This window comes from Agarivorans sp. 2_MG-2023 (assembly GCF_030548085.1).
In the GTDB taxonomy this organism is placed as follows: domain Bacteria; phylum Pseudomonadota; class Gammaproteobacteria; order Enterobacterales; family Celerinatantimonadaceae; genus Agarivorans.
Map to the genome: position 1 here is coordinate 114,699 of NZ_JAUORQ010000005.1, position 16,940 is coordinate 131,638.

Here is a 16,940-nt window from a genome sequence, read left to right on the forward strand (position 1 = left end):
TTCTAAAATTGAACAATCTAGAGGCGACAACCAACTTCGTCGCCTCAATATCAAATGCGCTGATGACTTACAGCGATTGCCAGTAGTCGGCAATGCCATCTAAGAACATTTGTACCGCCAGCATAATCAGCAACATGCCCATTAAGCGCTCCATAGCTTTTAAGCCTTTCTCGCCAAGCAGTTTTAGCAATACACCGCTACTGAGAAAAATAACGACACTGATTCCCCAAGCAATTAGCAAGGCTAAAGACCAATCAAGCATACGAGTATTGTCTTGGTTCGCTAACAGCATTAACGATGCGAGTACCGAAGGCCCAGCGATCATTGGAATGGCCATTGGCACTAAAAAGGGTTCTTCGCCTGCCGCCAAACCTGCCACGCCACCGGGTTGAGGGAAAATCATTTTCAAGGCAATCAGGAATAGGATTACACCACCGGCAATACTCACCGCTTCTTGGCGCAGATTAAGGAAACCAAGAATTTGCTCGCCGGCAAATAAAAAGGCGAACATGACACTTAAGGCAAACACCAGCTCACGCAGCAACACAATGCGCCTGCGTTTAGGGTCGAGGTGTTTTACCATGCTTAGGAACACGGGCATGTTTCCTAGCGGATCCATAATCAAAAACAGCATCACCGCTGCCGACAACATATCCATTTGTTAACTCGCTAACTTACGACAATTTTGTCTGGGAAATAAAAAAGAGCCAGAGCATAACACCCTGACTCTTTTTAAGCTTAGCTTTATTTACGGTTTATAAACCACTTTAACCGCATCAGTCACATCAGCTTCGTCAACGTATGCCACGGCTGCGGCATTGCCTGCCACTTCCGATACCGCTACCGATGGGGAGGCCGCTGTTTTAGGTGGCTTAGCTTTACCTGTAAAGATCAACTTAGACCAATAAGCCTGCAGTTGAGCTTCACTTTTGCCGGTGGCAGCATCATGAAAGCTAGCGCGTAAAGGGTCGCCCTCTTTGTACTCAATAACCACTGGAGCAGTGCCATTAGGCAATTTCTTAAGCTTACCTAAAAACAGCTTTTTTACTTCCGCTTTAGATAAAACATCAGGGCCTGATGGGTTAGCAATAACCACTGGAGCAGCCAAGCTGCTCAGACTAAATACGCTCAAAGAAAGAGCCAATAATAGATTTTTCATATGACTCCCTCCTAAAATACGCCGTCAAATACGATACTGTATACCGTAGTGCTGTCTTCTGTAGCGCCAGCAACTTTACTTGGCATTAAACCATTGGTATCACCAAAACCATTGACTAAGGTAGCGTCAAACTTCACCGCTAAGTTAGACAATAAGTCATAACGTAAACCTAAAGAGTAAGAGGTACGTTTACCGCTGTAGATGAATGATGAATCAACTGGTACTAAAGCACCATCTGGCCCAACAGGTAACATGATGTCTACGCGCTCATCATCATCTTGAGTTTTCATGCCCGCCACTGTGCCATAAGGCATAGCCTTACCAAAGCGGTAACCCAAAGTGAGATAACCAGAGTCAACATCTGAATAGCCACCTTCAACGGTCGCACGCGTTACTTCAGATACCACTAACAACGAACCATTGTCGTAGCTAAAGCCAGCACCTAAGAAGTCAGACTTATTCTTCTCTGCTAATACTTGCGCATCAGGTTGATTAGTTGGAGAAACGGTAATCTTAGTTACGCCATAAACTGCTCGTACAGTGAAATCGTCAATTGCCCAAGTAAGGTTGGCGCCTAAAATATCATCGTAGTCAGTGCCATCTTCTTCCGACTGTCCCCAAAAGCCTTGTAGCGTTAAGGTTGAGTTATCAAACTCAAAGTCGTAGCTACCGTCTACACCCACAAAAGAGTTAAATGGTACAAAACCATAAACTTCTTCAGGTGGACGAGCCCAAGGCTGAGCGTAACCTACTTCTAGGTAATCTGAGTACATGTACATAGGTAGGCGTAATTTACCGCCACGCACTGTAATGTAGTTGTCAAAGGTATGTTTTAGGTAAGCCCATTCAACGTCTGGGCTAAAGTCGTCTTCGCCACGCGCCACTAATTGCACTGTTACACTGGTGCTATCGGCCAGGGCAAAGTCACCTTGCAAACCCACTAAAGTAAGATTGTTAAAATCGTACTCATCGGTAGAACCTGCATAACCTAAGTTGTTGTTTGCTTGATTAATGCCCACGCTGTAGAACCCGTTAAAGCTGATTCTATCAAAGGCACTATCCTGATTTTGTTCACGAAGAACCTGCACCTCTTGCTCGAGATCATTTACTCGTTGCTCGAGAGCTTCGTCTGCCATTGCTGCGCTACTCAATAAGCATATTGGTAACACCTGCCACGCCCTTAAATCCATGGGGCATCTCCTTTATTTTTTTATTATATACAATTGGTTTTATTACACTTTAAACTGGCTAATAACCTCGCTTAAACGCTGAGTTACTTGCCTTACATCCTCGCTGACGTTATCTATTTCACTAGAGCTTTTCGCCACTGCGAGAGATATCTGTTGAATATCATTAACACTGTTATGAATTAAGTCAGAGGTTTTGGTTTGCTGCTCTGTTGCCGCCGCAATCTGTTCATTAACCGCATGAATTGATTCTACTTTGCCAGTAATATCCATTAACGATTTACCCGCTTGTGCTGATTGCTCAACACTTAAGCCGGCTTGCTCAATACCACGGTTCATTGCTTCTACCGCAGAGCCAGAGCCTTTTTGAAGTTCTTCAAGTACTTGCTGAATCTCTTGGGTTGAGTCTTGTGTACGAGACGCTAGGGTGCGAACTTCATCTGCCACAACAGCAAAGCCACGCCCTTGCTCGCCTGCACGCGCCGCTTCAATCGCGGCATTTAGCGCTAGCAAGTTAGTTTGCTCGGCAATGCCACGAATCGCATCAAGAATAACCCCTACGTTACTGGTGTAGGCTTCCAGCTGATTAATGGCCTTAGCGGTGCTGTTCACCTCTTCTGCTAAATCATTAATGACCGAAATGGTATTCTCTACAACTTGGTTCCCTTCTTGCGCCGTTCCATTAGCGGAAGAGGCTTCTTCCGAGGCTTGCGATGCAAAATCTGCAATATGATGAACACTGCTAGTCATTTCTTGAATTGCAGCACTTACCGCATCTACCGAGTGATTTTGCGACTCAATGCTAGATGCGGTGTGTTTACTGGTTTCCATTAAACGGGTAGACACATCTTGTAGGGCTTGAACGGTCTCAGTGGTAGTGGCGATGCTTATCTGCATTTTGCTAATAAACTGATTAAACCAATGCACTAAAGTAGCAATTTCATCTTTACCGTCGTAATCAACTCGTACCGTAAGATCACCCTCTCCCTCTGCAATTTCGCGCAAAGAAGAGGTGACTTGAGCAATCGAGTTAACAATGCTTTTGGTGGTCATAATGCCAACAAAAATCACTATCACTATGGTGACTACGCCCAGCATAATACCGGTAGTAACCGCCGACTGAGAGCTAGAGATAGTGCCATCAATGGTTTGATTAAAAGCTTGCTCAGTATTAGCCCTTAAGTTAGCAATACCAGTGGTTAGCTCTTGCAGTATGGCTGCCGAGCGCTCTGCTTTCGCTGGCAAAGTAGCGAAATCAGCACTGCCATCGACCAAACTTAATGCAATCGACCTTGCTTGGCCGTAATAGTTATTAAGCAAGCTTTGCAGGTGCGTTACCTCTTTTCGAGCACTAGGCAAGATCTCAAGTAACTCATTTAGCTTACTACTAAGTAGCTGTTGTTGCGTATCAGCACTTTCAAGAGACTCTTCCTCTCCTGTGGTTACTGCAGTTTGCAACAGCTGATCAATGTTATATAGGGTGTTTTGAGCAACAGTGGCGGTATCTAGAGCAGGGAAGTATTGATCTCTAATTTGTTCAATGCTGAACTGGCTCTGTTGCTGAACCAATATGTTATTTATAAGGTAAGCGGCGAACCCCAGTACAGCGATGGCTGCAAGAATTCCTACCTTATGGCTTATTTTTAGACGTCGAGCCAAATCCATTTATACCACTCCATGTGAATACAAGTATCGATAGCTTATATATCGTCACTTTTGCGTTTTTATTTAGATAACAATCTAGTTACGTAAAAGAAACCTGACACAATTAAAACACACGTTTAACTAATATCAGAAACCTCAATAGATTAAATGATTTGTTTTCTGTTCCGACTAAAAATCTAGCTACCTATGCAATTATAGGTGTATATGTCGATTTAATAGCGAAAACAGCAAAGAAAGATGAATTAAACACCATAGCAGGGATGCATAGCAAGTTATTTCAGCTATAACTAAATTAATAGTGATTAATATAGATAAAGGGCCTGAGTAGGCCCTTAAAAAGAGGTGGCTATTTGTGCGAGCAGATTTTAGATTCACAAGCTGTGAAGCCTTGTTTGGCCTCAACAAACTTTCCGCGTTCAGCCAAAAATACAATTAGCTCTTGGGCGTTCATCTCTTTCTGGCGACAGGTATGGTATTTACTGTCTGCGCCAAAAGTAGTTTTCATTAATTCTTCAAGAGAAGCTGACGTAAAGCTACCACCTTGTTCCAACATCAACTGCATCACTTGATGCCCATGAATCGACTCACTCATTACAACCTCCATAAAAAAACGGCGCTCACTGTAACAGTGTTGCGCCGTTTAGATGTTGAGTTAGAACAAGCTAGATAAGCTTCTCGACATTCTTAGCAGCTAACTGCTGTTGATAAGATTGTATAGAGCTTTGTAGCAGGGCATCGTTTTGCGCTTGTTGGGAGGTAGACTGTGCGTAATTAGTATCGAGAATACGAGAACGAGCGGCACTTTGCGCTTCAATAGCTGCTTGGGTAGAGCGATAAGCCGATTCGGCAGCGTTACTCGAGGCCCCTAATTGTGCTTGGTTAGCATCGGTAGTTTGCTGGCCCCCTTGCAAAGCGGCTTGCGCAGTGGCGGGATCGTTCAAATCAATATTGTCTACGCCTAAATCACCAGCGTTAGGAATAGCCGCCGTGTTTGCATCAACTTGCGCCTGTAAAGCGGCAATATCATCGGAATTGTATATACCGTTTCCGCTTTGCACAACCAAGGCCTGGTTTTGTTGCAGTAGGTCTGTAGTCCCTTGTAATTGAGCGGATTCAATATTGTTGATACTTACCTGATTTTGGTAAATATTTGCATAAGCTTCTTGTTCGCTAATACCAGTAGTTAAGCGATTAGAGATCTGCAGGCCAGCAGGATCGTCAGCAGCGCTGTTTATCTTTTTGCCAGAAGCGAGCTTTTCGTCTTGCTCTTCTTGGCGTTTTTTCGCCTGTTCCATATAAAAATCAGAAGGGGCGACAGAGCTGTTAACTTGACCAATAGCCATTGGATATCCTCACACAAACATGAATTAGAGCAGCCATCCTAGCTGTTTACTTTTTAAGCATAACATTAGTTGACTAAATCTGCATCTTTGAACGCTCATTTTGCGGATAATTCATGCTGACAAGACCAGCAATATTCAAAGCTACCAGGGTTCCCCTCTCCGCAGCTAGAGCACGTCCATTCTTGCTTATGATTGACTTCGTAGTCTCTTACCGCTTGTTTGGCTTTATCCCAATGAGCAAGATCGACTTTTAACGACACCTCCACCACATCCATGGGTAATTCACCTGCACCAGCCATCGCGTATTCGCCATCTACACGACTATCAATCCCCATTTTTCCTAGCATACCTTGTAACAATTTAGCCTCTACAAAATTGGCTGCTCGATAAAACTCATGCCATTGGCTCATTCACTCTCCTTAATCCGTCGTGTTAACGTTTATTATAGGAAACTTGTTTGTAACTGCGTTACCTTCTAAATGCTTCACTTTGCCCCACTCTTTTTAATAGACCTATAAAGGCTGGATAAACACTCAATTAAACTAACTTTTTCATTGTTGGCTTCTATCATCAGCCAACAGCACTCTCTAACAACGAACAAGCCACTCCAGCAGTTCTTGAATAGAGCTTACAAAACAGAATGCCTTACTTAATAGCTTACTGGTACTCATCCAAAACCAAGCACCAAAACACAGCGCGAGCGCACCAATATCGATCACTACAAATATTGATCACACTAATTCTCGCACCAAACCAGAGCCTAAACATGTAAACCCATTGTTATCATCAAGTTAAAACCCTTTAAATGCATCAACTTAGTGCTTTAGCTCAATATAAAATTAACAAAAGGCCTGGAAATTGCTTCTTTTTGGCGCAAACCATATTAAAAGAAACAATTAGGGAGATTTTTTAATGGATAATATTAGTGACGCTATCGACGTATTGTCGCAAAGCGCAAACACTTTATTCATTTTGTTGGGCGCTATAATGGTGCTGGCAATGCACGCCGGTTTTGCCTTCTTGGAAGTAGGTACCGTACGCCACAAAAACCAAGTAAATGCCTTGGTTAAAATTATCACTGACTTCGCTTTTTCCGGCGTCGCGTACTTTGTTATCGGCTACTACCTAGCTTACGGCAATCACTTCTTTAATAGCGCAGAAGTGCTAGCAGAAGGAAATGGCTATGAGCTGGTTAAATTTTTCTTCCTACTGACCTTTGCTGCGGCTATTCCAGCGATTGTTTCGGGTGGTATTGCTGAACGCGGTAAGTTTTATCCTTTCCTGATTGCTTCTTCACTGATTGTTGGTTTTGTTTACCCGTTTTTTGAAGGTGTTATCTGGAACGGCAATTTCGGCTTTCAGGCTTGGTTAGAAGCGCAGTTTGGCGCAGCCTTCCACGATTTCGCGGGTTCGGTAGTTGTACACGCCATGGGTGGCTGGTTAGCCTTAGTTGCCATTAAAATTCTAGGTGCACGTAAGGGCAGAAAACCAGGAGTTGCATTTGCACCGTCTAACATTCCTTTCTTAGCACTTGGTGCTTGGGTACTCACCGTAGGTTGGTTTGGCTTTAACGTTATGTCGGCTCAAACCATGGACGGCATAAGCGGCTTAGTTGCTGTAAATACCTTAATGGCCATGGTTGGCGGCACAATTGCCGCATTAATTGTAGGCCGTAATGACCCAGGTTTTGTTCACAATGGTCCGCTAGCGGGTTTGGTTGCCGTGTGTGCAGGCTCAGACTTAATGCATCCTATTGGCGCATTAATCACTGGCGGTATCGCTGGTGCATTGTTTGTTTGGGTATTCACTTGGTTACAACAACGTTCAAACCTAGATGACGTACTAGGTGTTTGGCCGCTACACGGTTTATGTGGTGTATGGGGCGGCGTAGCTGCTGGTATCTTTGGTAGTAAAGCCTTAGGCGGTTTAGGTGGCATCTCACTGATGAGTCAAATAGTGGGTAGCTTAGCGGGTGTAGTGGTAGCACTAGTGGGTGGCTTTGTTGTTTACACCTTAGTAGACAAACTCGCTGGATTGCGTTTATCAGAAGAAGATGAATTCCACGGTGCTGACTTAGCGATTCACAAAATCAGCGCAACCAATAAAGACCGTTAATCCAATCTATTTTCGCCCTAGCGTGCTAGGGCGAACCTCGCTCTATAACTCGATAAGATCTAATTTGTAATCAATCTGGCTTAGGTACTGTTGCTCGTTTTCTAAATCAGCACGAGTAAGAGGGTTGTTTTGCAGCCATTGTTGATCCAACAATAAGCTCATCTGTTGTCCCGCGGCTCTAAATTGCAGTTCAGGCAAGGTTTGTCGGCGCTTACCACGATTGAAAATAACCGATAAGCGAAGAATCAAACAGGCTTTTAGTAAATCAGTATTTTGTAGTGGGAATTGCTTTACCGGAAAACGACGGCGATGAGCCAACACTAAGGCTGCTAGCTGCTGTTGCTCTAAACGAGAGAAACCGGCTAAATCAACATGCTCAACAATGTAAGCGCCGTGTTTATGATAGTCACTATGAGCTACATCTAAGCCTACAAGGAACAGCTGAGACGCCCATGTTAGTAGTTTATTGGTTTCAACTTCATCCAACGACCAAGTCTCAGCAACTTGGTTTAGCAGTAACTGACAAGTAGTATCTACTCGACCACTAAATTGGCTGTCTACATGGTAGCGCTCGGCCAAACGTTGCACACTGGAAGGGCGAATATCGCTATGCTCTAAACGACCTTTCAGTTCGTATAGCAAACCTTCGCGCAGGGCCGACTCAGCGGCGTGCATAGAGGTAATACCTAAGGCCTGAAACAAAGCTTGAAGTACTAAAACACCACCTAAGAACACCGGCTGGCGCTCCTCAGACAAACCTTTAAGTGGCAAGTTACATTCGCCCGCTTCAAGATAATGCTCAACAATGGCGTCTAGTCCGCTTAGCTGAATCTCATCTTCACAGAAATTATTGTCTACACATACTTTAGCAACCGCTTTAATCGTGCCCGAGGCACCTAAACATTCGTTCCAGCCATGTTCAAGGAAATCGTCGGCTACTGGCAATAGTTGCTGAGAGCAGTATACGCTGGCTTTAAGTAAGCGGTTTTTGGTGACTCGGCCACTTTTGAAAAAGCGTTTGGTGATTGATACACAGCCCATATCTAAGCTTTCTTTAAGCTTAAGATCCATGCCTTCGCCTAAGGTCACCTCGGTACTGCCACCGCCAATGTCTATCACCATTCGCGGGCCATTGGTTGGCGCTTTGTAATGCGCAACGCCAAGGTAAATTAGGCGAGCTTCTTCTTCACCAGAAATTACTTCTACGGGGTGACCAAGGCGCTGTTCAGCGGCTTGTAAGAAAACATCTGCATCAATAATACTGCGGAGGGTTTTAGTACCAACAACACGCACGCTGCCGGGTTTAAACTCACGTAAACGTTCGCCAAAACGTTCTAAGCAAGCCTGAGCGCGATTCCAAGCTGCGGCATCTAAACTGCCATCATCTTGTAAGCCCCACCCCAGGCGAACCATCTCTTTGACTTTATCGCGAACTTTTAACTCGCCGTCTTCCCAATCAGCAATAATTAAGTGAAAACTATTACTGCCTAAATCGAGAGCAGCCAGTTGTTGAGACTTAGGACTCAACAAACGCGATAAATTGAACATAAATTACCTCAGCGATTTACTCGCAAAAGACCAAGCCAAAAGGCTCTCTAATTTACTTCAATATAAAACGTTTTAACATAGTTTCGATGTCATTTACCTGTTGTTGCAACTCTTCACTAGATTGCGCCACTTTACCAATTTGCTCAAAGTTATCTTCAGCAACTTCGGCAATCACATTCACGTTTCGAGTCACTTCACTGGCAACGTGATGCTGCTCTTGCGCTGCCACACTAATTTGATCGGTCATTTCACGCATCTGAGTCATGTCGGTGCGAATGGTCATAATCGCTTCGCGTGATTTCTCAGCGAGGTCTTTAGATTCGCTCATTTGTTCACGGCTAGAGGCCATTGCATTATAAACTTGAGTCGATTCACGCTGCAGGGTTTCAATCATCGCCCTTACTGACTCGGTACTTTTGGTGGTTTGGCTGGCTAAGCTTCGTACTTCATCTGCTACCACAGCAAAGCCGCGGCCTTGCTCACCTGCTCGCGCAGCTTCAATCGCCGCATTTAAAGCAAGTAGGTTGGTTTTTTCAGCGATACCGTCAATCACTTCAATAATAGAACCAATTTGCTTGCTTGCATCAGCCAGTTTATCCACTTGGCCAGAAGTACTTTGCAAAGCACTATCCAAACTTTCGATAGTTTCAATATTTTGATTCATCACCTGCTGGCCTTGATCAATATTGCTCTCTACCGACATCGACAACTCGCGGCTACTTTCAGTATTAGACGCCACTTCTTTAATCGCCGATTCCATTTCAGTCACAGCCGTAGCAACACTGCTAAGCTCTGCCGTTTGTTTATCTAACTTAGTTTTAACAACGCTTGCGGCTTCGTTATTTCGAACCGATACGTCACTTAATTGATGAGCGGCAAGTTGAATTTGGCTAAATACCTCTCGCGCTTGTTCAATCATTCTATTAATCGCCGCCACCAAAATCGCAAACTCACCGGAGTATTTGCCTTGCATACTTTGGCTGTAGTCACCTTCTGCTAAACGCAGAATATGTGATTGAGTGTGCTCTAGAGGTTTACGAATTAAGCTCGCCAGCCAATACGCAACAGCAATAGCAAACAGTATTACGATAGGCACCACCACCGCGGTGGTCGCCCGCGAATTTTTAATAAGGCTTTGACCTTGCGCGCTAGCGGCATCACTTTGCTGGTTCGCTAAGTCAACAATCTTAATAATAATGCCATCTAAGGCTGACAACTGACGGTTAATTTCCGTCGTTTGTTTGCTAATGTTGGCAATGGTTTGTTGGCTTCCTATGTAACGCTCAACAATGCCTGAAGAGTCATTTACCTCGCGGTTAAACCAGGTTACTAAGTCTGTCACTTTAGGGTCAGCTAAGCCTTCCACCTCAAATGTCAGTGACTCAAAATCATCATTAAATACCTTGCTGTTGTATTGAATCTTTTTAACTAGGTCGGCGACTTTTTCCGGGTCGCGAGTGTTTACCATGTTTGAAAGCAAAAATTCGATTAAACCAAAGCGATCCATCACCATCGTTAAAACGTCTTGAATATAACTATCTTCTGCAGCGCTAGGGCCAGAGACTTGGTTAACCATGCGCTTTAAATCAGAAAGCTGAAACAAGAAACTACTAACATCATCACGAACTTTTTGGTCTTGTTGTAAAAAGATCCCCTGTTGCTCAGCTAAGCCTTGCCCTTCTGTAGACAAGATATTTTCAACTTGCTCTACGTTTTTTAAGTGCTGATTCAAACTGGTGATGTTAAATGCAGCAGCATGCTCAGAAAGGGCCTTTACCTGATCTTCTAAAGATTGAATAGCAAGTTCCGCTTGGCTATTTATCTGTTGTAGTTCTTCAAGGTTAGTTGAATTGGGGATGCTGAGTAATTGGATTCCGGATCGAAGCGCTTGGCTACCGACACCGTTGGCCAACAACTGCGTTTTGGCGCTGTTTTCCGTCAACATATTAAAGCTTGAATTTATTTTTTGGCCGAGTAACAACGCGCCGCCGCCACCAAGTGCAATCACTATAGTGAGTACGGCAAATCCAATGTATAGCCGATGAACAACCGAGATCTGACTGATATTTTTTCCAAACATGCCTTGCTACCTTTCCCAAAGTTCGACATTACACCCACTAGTAATCCTAGTAAGGTTTTCGTTGATTAGCTTTTTTAGTAATTATTGTGAGATATCCTGCACAATTAATGGGCTAAGCCATTATTAGATTTAGCTTTTTGGCTCACTTGTTATGCAAATTCATACGTAATAAAAGAATAATCTAATGGTTATATTATGTTTTTATAAAACATTATAGCAAGGAAGCAAACATGACCATAAGATTGATTTTGCCGATAACTGTGCTGGCTCTCACAAGCCTGCAAACACTCGCGAACGAGGTTAATACTTCGGCGACATTGCCTTATCAAGTATTAACCACATTGACCAACGGTACCGAGATCCGTAACGGCGGTTATGGCTCCGCAATGACCGCTCACCCAAGCCTCGGTGATCACTTTTATGCACTTACCGACCGTGGGCCCAATGCAAAATATCAAGGCCCAGAAGGTAAAGGGAAAATATTCCCGACCCCCGAATACACGCCACGAATAGGCTTATTTCGCTATTCAAATGGTCAAATCACTAAAGTAAAAGAAATTTTGCTAAAAGATCCACAGGGCAACGCCGTTTCTGGACTGCCTAACCCTAAAGGCATGGGTGATACCGGCGAAGTAGCTTATGCTAATGACAAATCAGTACTCAAGGCTGACCCTTACGGTATCGACAGTGAAGGTTTAGTGGCCTTAAAAGACGGTGGCTTTTGGGTAAGTGACGAATATGGCCCACATATTGTGCATTACAATCAAGAAGGCCTAGAGCTAGAGCGCATCAATCCATTTGGCACAGGAACCGGCGGCCGCAAGCTACCCGCAGTATTTACTCATCGCCGAGCAAACCGTGGCATGGAAGGTTTAGCCATTACTCCAGACGAAAAAGTACTGTTTGGAATCATGCAATCTACCTTGTACAACCCCAGTAAAAAAACTATTACCAATAAAAACCTTACTCGCATCGTAAGCTTTAATATTGAGACAGGTAAAACCCAGCAGTTTATTTATCAGCAAGAAGCCAACAACTTGTCTAATTCAGAAATTGTGGCTCTCAACCAACAACAGTTTTTGGTGATTGAGCGAGATGGTGGCTTTGCCGGCGGAAAGGGGAAAAAGCAGGCTAAATACAAACGTATCTACAAGATAGACCTACGCCAAGCCACAGATGTAAGCGGCGATGTTACTTCACCAAACGGTTTACGCGTTAACGGTAAAACGCTAGAACAATTGAGCTGGCAAGAGTTGGCTAATCAAGGCATTAAACCGGTAACTAAAACCCTCGTCAGCGATTTATTGGTAGATATGCCTACACCTTACCCTCACGACAAACTAGAAGGGCTGTGGCTACGCAACAATAATCAACTAGCGGTACTCAATGATGATGATTTTTCGGTCGCAGCCAAAGGCGAACATGTGATTCAAAAAGTACTTCCAGCCAACCAAAGTATTGATCAAAATACCTTGTACATCCTAGAACCCAAATAGGCCTATTTGAGCCATTCAGCGGAGCACCTTGGTGTTTCGCTGCTTCGCAATTTAGCTACCATCTAAGCAATTCAATTTGTATAAATAAAACAGGCATCTACACTATTGTTGTAGCAATAAGGAAATCGCTCGTTAATGGTTGTTGATGGACTCACCTATTTTATTCTCACCACTTTAGTGACGGTGGTATCCGCTGTGGTACTCACCCTCATTCGACTTTTTCATGGGCAGAAAAAAGAGCTAGATTGCTGGATCATCGCTTCATATGCTCAGGTATGTGGCTTAGCATTAGTAGTACTGGCAGATATGCCATCGGCCACCGAGTTGATCTTACAAAACGGCTTGTTTGTAGGGTCTTTCTTATTGATTTTAGCTGGTCACCATCACTACCTTAAACAACGTTTCAACCGAACATTACTGGGTTTAGTGCTTGCTGTGTATTGCGCCTTTACCTTGTATTACATCATGTTTGAACCCTCTAGCCAGCACCGTATTATTTTGTTTTCTAGCACCTTAGCGCTGTGTTGTTACTACTGTGCTTATCTGTATTTTCGCTATTGGCGACAACAAGATAACAACGCTTTGTGGTTAGTTATTAGCCTCTACCTGTTCTTTGGTAGTTGTCTCATGTTACGCATGTATATTACCTTGCAAGGCACTCCAGAGAATCGCGGCTTACTGCTAGGCGTGCCTACCCTGTTGTCCTTGGCCATTTTTGCCGGTAATGCCCTGCAAACCTACGTATTTTATTTTTTGCTACATTGGCGACAAATTATCCAGCTGGAACAACTCGCCAACTACGACATAACGGGCGCTATGCGGCGCAGTTACTTTCTTAAGCAGCTAGAAAAAATGACCAAACGTGCGCAGTTTTCTGGAGGAGTGGTAACGGTAATCTTTATCGACTTAGATCGCTTTAAAAGCATCAATGATGTGTATGGGCACGACATTGGCGACAAAGCTTTAATGCATTTCTCCCACATCGCCTCAGACAATCTGCGAGTGGGCGATTTATTCGGCCGCTTTGGCGGCGAAGAATTTGTGATTGCACTCAACAATGCTAATGCCGAACAAGCTAATGCCCTCGCTAATCGCATTCGTATTCAACTCAACCAACAAGAGTTAGCCACCAGCAAAGGCAAGCTATTTATGAGTGCCAGCTTTGGTGTGGCCAGTAATATTGATACTCCAGATCTGTCAGAGTTAATTAAGCAAGCCGACGAAGCCATGTACCAAGCCAAACATCAGGGGGGAAACAAGGTCAGTATGCATACCATGTTAGAGGCCACTAATTAACAAGCCATTCATTCTTCTAGTTATTAGTTAATATTCCACTTTACCTACTGCCCTTTTGTTCTTAATCTCTAGCAAACGCTGAGTAAGCTCATTATCTCAGCTAATCATGCAATCAAGGATTACCCATGACCATAGGTGTAGGTGGCAGTAACGCCAGTGAACAATTAGCCCTGCTAAGCAACATGTGTAGCGATGTTGAAAAAATAGGTCTTGCAGAGTATCAACAGCGCCAAGCCAAGGCCTGCCAACTCATGCAGCAACAGGGTATTAGTGCAATTTACCTTAACGCAGGTACCAACCTCTATTACTTTACCGGATTAAAATGGAACGCCAGCGAGCGTATGGTGGGCGCAATACTCAGCGCCAACGGCCAACTGCATTACATTGCGCCTTATTTTGAGCAGGATTCAATTAACGATTTTATGTTAATTGAGGCGCCCTTTCATGGCTGGCATGAACATCAAAGCCCCTACCTCTTGTTTCAGCAAGTTTGCCAGCAACAGAGACTAGAGGGGAAAGTCGCCATTGACCCTAGCGCGTCATACTTCTTGGTAGACGGATTAATTAAAGCTAACCCTAAGTTACAGTTTGTAAATGGTGACTCAATAAGCCAAGCCTGTCGAATGCAAAAATCGGCTAACGAAATAGCCTTAATGCAAAAAGCAAAAGACATGACCATGGACGTGCAAAAAGCGGCAGCAAAAATATTGCGCCCTGGCATTAGCACTAGCGAAGTAACAGCGTTTATTCATCAAGCACACCAAAAAGTAGGCGCTAGCGGTTCCTCGTTTTGCATTGTGTTATTTGGTTTAGCCAGCTCTTTTCCGCATGGAGTAAAAGAGCCGCAAATACTGCAAGAAAATGATTGGGTACTTATCGACACAGGCTGTTTAGTTGAAGGCTATAACTCAGATATCACCCGTACCTATGCCTTTGGTGAAGCCACCAAGCACCAACGTAGCGCTTGGTTAAGCGAACAAAAAGCCCAACTAGCCGCCTTTGAAGCGGCCCAACTTGGCCAAACTTGCACCAATGTAGATGCTGCAGCTCGCCAAGCATTAGCCAATGATGGCTATGGCCCAGATTACGCCTTACCGGGTTTACCACACCGCACTGGCCATGGCTGCGGGCTAGATATTCATGAAGGGCCGTATCTAGTGGCTGGCGACAATACTCCACTGGCCGAGGGCATGGTATTTAGTAACGAACCGATGTTAGTGATTCCCGAACATTTTGGGGTGCGTTTAGAAGATCATTTCTATATGAGCGCTAACGGACCTGTGTGGTTTACTCAACCCAGCCCAAGTGTAGATGACCCTTTTGGCTATCATCTTAGTTAAGGCTATTTGTGCTACGAACAACTAACCCAAGCCACGCGCTATTAAACGCGTGGCTTTTTAGTCATTCACCCTTAGATTTTGCTGAGCTTAGAGCGGCTTTTTCGAAAATCATTTTCAAGAAAGTTAAATACCTGCACCAAGTAAGGGTCAAAGGCCTTACCGCTAAGCTCATTAATAATGTTTTTAGACTTCTCAAAGGAAAAAGCCGGCTTGTAAGGGCGTACCGACATTAACGCATCAAAGCAATCCACTAAACTCACAATGCGGGCTTCAATTGGAATGTCTTCGCCAGCAATTTTTTGCGGATACCCTTCACCATCCCAACGCTCGTGGTGGCCACGCACAATATTCTCAGCTACTGGGCTCAACTCAAAGTCTCGCAATAACTGATAACCATTGTCTACGTGCTGCTTCATCACCTCCCATTCTTGAGGATCAAGCTTGCCCGGTTTACCTAATATCGCATCAGGCGTAGAAATCTTGCCAATATCATGCAGCGACGCAAACTGATGAATATCATCCACCAGTTGTTTATCTAAACCTAAGTGCTCAGCCATTAAGCGCGAATAGTAAGATACCCGCTGCACATGGCTACCGGTTATTGGGTCGTCATTTTCGTGCAAGCGTTCCAACATTTCGGTAACACCTTCTAATACCTTTTGCATCTTGGCTTTTTGTAAGCGTGCGTCTAATTGCTTTTGTAAATGCTCGTAGCTATAACAAACTCCCGCGCTTAATAGCAGACTCACCAGCAATATCGCCCACCACAACATACTGCGACTAAGCACTGCAATGGCCGATAAAGGCTGAGTAAGCGCTGGTAAGTAACTCGGCTTATAAGCCACCACCAGCTTAGAGCCACTCACTACAGGCCGAGCGGCACTGTCCAAATTCACCTCTGCCGCTAAAGATTGATCAAAATACACCCGTTGATGGGCTAAATGGCTTAACTGAGTTGCGCTATACAAAAGCTCACACTCTAATTCAGCGCAATAACGTAGCTCTGGCTGCGGGTGGGCTAAAAACTGGTTTTTATAGTCTACGATGTACAGCTGCATATGATCAGGAATCAAGCTGCCCAGCTGACTAAACACTACATTTACGTCGTAGTTAAACATTAGCGACCCCATCACTTGCCCAGTATTTGGGTTAGTGATTTTTTGGGCAATGCGTAACACCGGGCGATAAGGCACTTCTACCACGCCATAATCCACATTTAAATCTACTGCAGACATATAAGAGCGGGTGCTGGGTACGTCTAATAGTTGTTTAACGTAGTAACGCTCCGATTTATCTTGCAGCTCTACATCGGCTAAACGCATTGGCACACCACCCCGAGTCACCAACTTAAATACTTCTCGGCCTTGCGGGTCTAATAAGCGACTTTGCACGATGCTGGATTTACGCTTCATCAGCTTGCGTAGCAATTCTTCTAACTGAGTATATTGGCCGCTTAACAGCGCTTGCTGAACTAGGCTTAGGTCAGCAAAATATTCTAGCTCTTGGCGATTTTGAGTTTCGGTATGTTTTAGTAAAACTGACACCGCTGCGGCTTGTTTAGCAATATCACTGGATAGCGCATTCACCGATACATTTCGTTGATTAAGCAAAGTAATGCTAGTTATTGTCATCACTACCGCCAAAAACACCGCAGTAACAGCAAGGTAGAGCGTCATACGTGACATAACAAATCCTCCTAAGAACTCCTAAA

The 16,940-nt window shown here is 44.2% G+C and carries 14 protein-coding genes; 4 read left to right on the forward strand and 10 right to left on the reverse strand.

The features are described 5' to 3' along the window. Positions 1 to 67: 67 nt before the first annotated feature. The 7 genes from Q4549_RS09220 to Q4549_RS09250 all read right to left on the reverse strand — a co-directional run bounded on the left by Q4549_RS09220 (position 68) and on the right by Q4549_RS09250 (position 5,764). Entirely contained in the window at positions 68 to 658 is a 591-nt protein-coding gene (locus Q4549_RS09220) for a YhgN family NAAT transporter (RefSeq protein ID WP_137673418.1), read from the reverse strand. A 90-nt stretch (positions 659 to 748) separates the two neighbouring features. After that, positions 749 to 1,159: a phosphate ABC transporter substrate-binding protein gene (locus Q4549_RS09225; RefSeq protein WP_303554428.1), complete on the reverse strand. Its 411-nt coding sequence runs from the start codon at positions 1,157 to 1,159 to the stop codon at positions 749 to 751. Positions 1,160 to 1,170: 11 nt separating this feature from the next. Continuing rightward, entirely contained in the window at positions 1,171 to 2,349 is a 1,179-nt protein-coding gene (locus Q4549_RS09230) for a hypothetical protein (RefSeq protein ID WP_303511724.1), read from the reverse strand. Between the two features lie 42 nt (positions 2,350 to 2,391). Next, the gene (locus tag Q4549_RS09235; RefSeq protein ID WP_303511722.1) at positions 2,392 to 4,011 is read right to left on the reverse strand and encodes a methyl-accepting chemotaxis protein; all 1,620 of its coding nucleotides are present in this window, start codon (positions 4,009 to 4,011) and stop codon (positions 2,392 to 2,394) included. A 346-nt stretch (positions 4,012 to 4,357) separates the two neighbouring features. Beyond that, positions 4,358 to 4,603: a YecH family metal-binding protein gene (locus Q4549_RS09240; protein ID WP_303554430.1), complete on the reverse strand. Its 246-nt coding sequence runs from the start codon at positions 4,601 to 4,603 to the stop codon at positions 4,358 to 4,360. 70 nt (positions 4,604 to 4,673) lie between these two features. Next, complete coding sequence (locus tag Q4549_RS09245) at positions 4,674 to 5,354, reverse strand: flagellin (RefSeq protein WP_137673413.1); 681 nt, start codon at positions 5,352 to 5,354, stop codon at positions 4,674 to 4,676. 95 nt (positions 5,355 to 5,449) lie between these two features. Then, positions 5,450 to 5,764 (reverse strand): DUF2007 domain-containing protein, encoded by a 315-nt coding sequence (locus tag Q4549_RS09250; RefSeq protein ID WP_303554433.1) that lies wholly within the window; start codon positions 5,762 to 5,764, stop codon positions 5,450 to 5,452. Between the two features lie 502 nt (positions 5,765 to 6,266). Between Q4549_RS09250 and Q4549_RS09255 the strand changes: the two genes are divergently transcribed. Continuing rightward, positions 6,267 to 7,469, forward strand: coding sequence for an ammonium transporter (locus Q4549_RS09255; protein ID WP_303511718.1), 1,203 nt, complete (start codon positions 6,267 to 6,269; stop codon positions 7,467 to 7,469). Between the two features lie 42 nt (positions 7,470 to 7,511). On the opposite strand, the gene Q4549_RS09260 is transcribed toward Q4549_RS09255, so the two are convergent. Both Q4549_RS09260 and Q4549_RS09265 read right to left on the reverse strand, forming a co-directional pair. Further along, on the reverse strand, positions 7,512 to 9,017 hold the full coding sequence (locus Q4549_RS09260) for a Ppx/GppA phosphatase family protein (protein ID WP_303554434.1): 1,506 nt from the start codon (positions 9,015 to 9,017) through the stop codon (positions 7,512 to 7,514). Between the two features lie 52 nt (positions 9,018 to 9,069). Continuing rightward, positions 9,070 to 11,097: a methyl-accepting chemotaxis protein gene (locus tag Q4549_RS09265; RefSeq protein ID WP_303554436.1), complete on the reverse strand. Its 2,028-nt coding sequence runs from the start codon at positions 11,095 to 11,097 to the stop codon at positions 9,070 to 9,072. A 230-nt stretch (positions 11,098 to 11,327) separates the two neighbouring features. Between Q4549_RS09265 and Q4549_RS09270 the strand changes: the two genes are divergently transcribed. The 3 genes from Q4549_RS09270 (at position 11,328) to Q4549_RS09280 (ending at position 15,229) form a co-directional block, all read left to right on the forward strand. Further along, on the forward strand, positions 11,328 to 12,593 hold the full coding sequence (locus Q4549_RS09270) for an esterase-like activity of phytase family protein (protein ID WP_303511713.1): 1,266 nt from the start codon (positions 11,328 to 11,330) through the stop codon (positions 12,591 to 12,593). A gap of 135 nt (positions 12,594 to 12,728) precedes the next feature. Continuing rightward, positions 12,729 to 13,889 carry a GGDEF domain-containing protein gene (locus Q4549_RS09275; RefSeq protein ID WP_303554438.1) on the forward strand — a complete coding sequence of 387 codons (1,161 nt, stop codon included), beginning with the start codon at positions 12,729 to 12,731 and terminating at the stop codon, positions 13,887 to 13,889. Between the two features lie 125 nt (positions 13,890 to 14,014). Beyond that, positions 14,015 to 15,229, forward strand: coding sequence for a Xaa-Pro peptidase family protein (locus Q4549_RS09280; protein WP_303554440.1), 1,215 nt, complete (start codon positions 14,015 to 14,017; stop codon positions 15,227 to 15,229). 71 nt (positions 15,230 to 15,300) lie between these two features. Here the strand turns inward: Q4549_RS09280 and Q4549_RS09285 are convergent, their stop codons facing one another. Next, on the reverse strand, positions 15,301 to 16,914 hold the full coding sequence (locus tag Q4549_RS09285; RefSeq protein WP_303554442.1) for an HD domain-containing phosphohydrolase: 1,614 nt from the start codon (positions 16,912 to 16,914) through the stop codon (positions 15,301 to 15,303). Positions 16,915 to 16,940 lie beyond the last annotated feature (26 nt).

Bases quoted from the DNA above. Each gene is read 5' to 3' on its own strand.
- Q4549_RS09220 (WP_137673418.1), bottom strand. From the start codon at position 658: ATGGATATGTTGTCGGCAGCGGTGATGCTGTTTTTGATTATGGATCCG.
- Q4549_RS09225 (WP_303554428.1), bottom strand. From the start codon at position 1,159: ATGAAAAATCTATTATTGGCTCTTTCTTTGAGCGTATTTAGTCTGAGC.
- Q4549_RS09230 (WP_303511724.1), bottom strand. From the start codon at position 2,349: ATGGATTTAAGGGCGTGGCAGGTGTTACCAATATGCTTATTGAGTAGC.
- Q4549_RS09235 (WP_303511722.1), bottom strand. From the start codon at position 4,011: ATGGATTTGGCTCGACGTCTAAAAATAAGCCATAAGGTAGGAATTCTT.
- Q4549_RS09240 (WP_303554430.1), bottom strand. From the start codon at position 4,603: ATGAGTGAGTCGATTCATGGGCATCAAGTGATGCAGTTGATGTTGGAA.
- Q4549_RS09245 (WP_137673413.1), bottom strand. From the start codon at position 5,354: ATGGCTATTGGTCAAGTTAACAGCTCTGTCGCCCCTTCTGATTTTTAT.
- Q4549_RS09250 (WP_303554433.1), bottom strand. From the start codon at position 5,764: ATGAGCCAATGGCATGAGTTTTATCGAGCAGCCAATTTTGTAGAGGCT.
- Q4549_RS09255 (WP_303511718.1), top strand. From the start codon at position 6,267: ATGGATAATATTAGTGACGCTATCGACGTATTGTCGCAAAGCGCAAAC.
- Q4549_RS09260 (WP_303554434.1), bottom strand. From the start codon at position 9,017: ATGTTCAATTTATCGCGTTTGTTGAGTCCTAAGTCTCAACAACTGGCT.
- Q4549_RS09265 (WP_303554436.1), bottom strand. From the start codon at position 11,097: ATGTTTGGAAAAAATATCAGTCAGATCTCGGTTGTTCATCGGCTATAC.
- Q4549_RS09270 (WP_303511713.1), top strand. From the start codon at position 11,328: ATGACCATAAGATTGATTTTGCCGATAACTGTGCTGGCTCTCACAAGC.
- Q4549_RS09275 (WP_303554438.1), top strand. From the start codon at position 12,729: ATGGTTGTTGATGGACTCACCTATTTTATTCTCACCACTTTAGTGACG.
- Q4549_RS09280 (WP_303554440.1), top strand. From the start codon at position 14,015: ATGACCATAGGTGTAGGTGGCAGTAACGCCAGTGAACAATTAGCCCTG.
- Q4549_RS09285 (WP_303554442.1), bottom strand. From the start codon at position 16,914: ATGTCACGTATGACGCTCTACCTTGCTGTTACTGCGGTGTTTTTGGCG.